The organism is Oleiphilus sp. HI0061 (assembly GCF_001635675.1).
This window is the reverse complement of the sequence record NZ_LWFE01000006.1, coordinates 1-1,014: the sequence shown is the minus strand read 5'-3', so window position 1 is coordinate 1,014 and position 1,014 is coordinate 1. Positions and strand designations below refer to the sequence as shown.

General features: G+C 42.5%; 2 protein-coding genes. One reads left to right on the top strand and one right to left on the bottom strand.

What is annotated here, in order from left to right; translation table 11 throughout:
* A partial coding sequence (locus tag A3735_RS28605; RefSeq protein ID WP_156499267.1) for a LysR family transcriptional regulator occupies nucleotides 1–144 on the bottom strand: 144 nt, incomplete at its 3' end.
* A 133-nt stretch (nucleotides 145–277) separates the two neighbouring features.
* On the opposite strand from A3735_RS28605, the gene A3735_RS00210 reads away from it, so the two are divergent.
* The gene (locus tag A3735_RS00210; protein WP_068516029.1) at nucleotides 278–715 is read left to right on the top strand and encodes a thioesterase family protein; all 438 of its coding nucleotides are present in this window, start codon (nucleotides 278–280) and stop codon (nucleotides 713–715) included.
* The last annotated feature ends 299 nt before the right edge of the window (nucleotides 716–1,014 follow it).

Sequence of the window (1,014 nt, the reverse complement as noted above, 5' to 3'; positions counted from 1 at the left end):
TCTTAGTTTACCCAAGGTTCGGCTAACTGCTGATTGTGTGAGGTTTAATTGTTCTGCCGCCCGTGTGACATGCTTTGTTTCCAGCAACAGTTTTAATACTACAAGGCTATTCAGATCGAACTGGCGAAGTGTGACTAGATTCATGAGCAAGGCTAACCCACAGCTATTGGTATGATTTAAAATCATAGCATACATAATAATAATGAATTGTATTTATGTGTTCTCTGCCTGCATACTGAACTCGAATTTTTTGATCGCTCGTTGTAAAGAGGTCGTTATGAGCAAGCAAACTGAAGCGTTATATGAAAAGACTATTGAAGTGCGATGGGCTGACTGTGATGCGAATCAGCATATGAGGCATTCTGCTTATTCTGATCTGTGTGCGCATACTCGAGTTGCGTTTCTTAATGAGATCGGTATGACGGCGAAGTGGTTTAAGCAACATAATGTAGGCCCCGTTCTTTTTAAGGAAGAGACTGAGTACAAAGCCGAAGTTAATATAGGTGATGAGTTGCGCGTAACAGTGGAGCCAGGTGAGCCAACTGGTTTTACCAAAACTGTGCAGATGCTACAAAATATCTATAAGGCCAATGGTGAACTATCGGCAGTTCATCGTTGTGTGGTGGGCTGGATGGACCTTGAAGCGAGAAAGATAATTGAGTTGCCCGAGAAGATTAAAGAGCTGTATTTGATAGAAGCGCTAGTAGAGGTCTGATTCTTTAGTGGTGTTCTTAATCGCTCAGGTTTTGAATGTCGCTATTAGTCTCATATAGACTGTGTTGTATGGAGCGTTAGCCTGCTTTATTAGTTTCCTTAGCCCCACTTGCATGGTCTTCTTACGCGATATGGTATTTACCCAAGGCGGTAAAGTGTGCTCTAGTAATGCAAATCTACCGGCTTATGCAATAGAAGGGGACTACCCAAGATACTCTGTATCGATGAGGATGCCTTCGCGCCGGAAGCTTCGATGACTACTAAAAAACAACAATCAGAGGCAGCACACTAATGAATCAA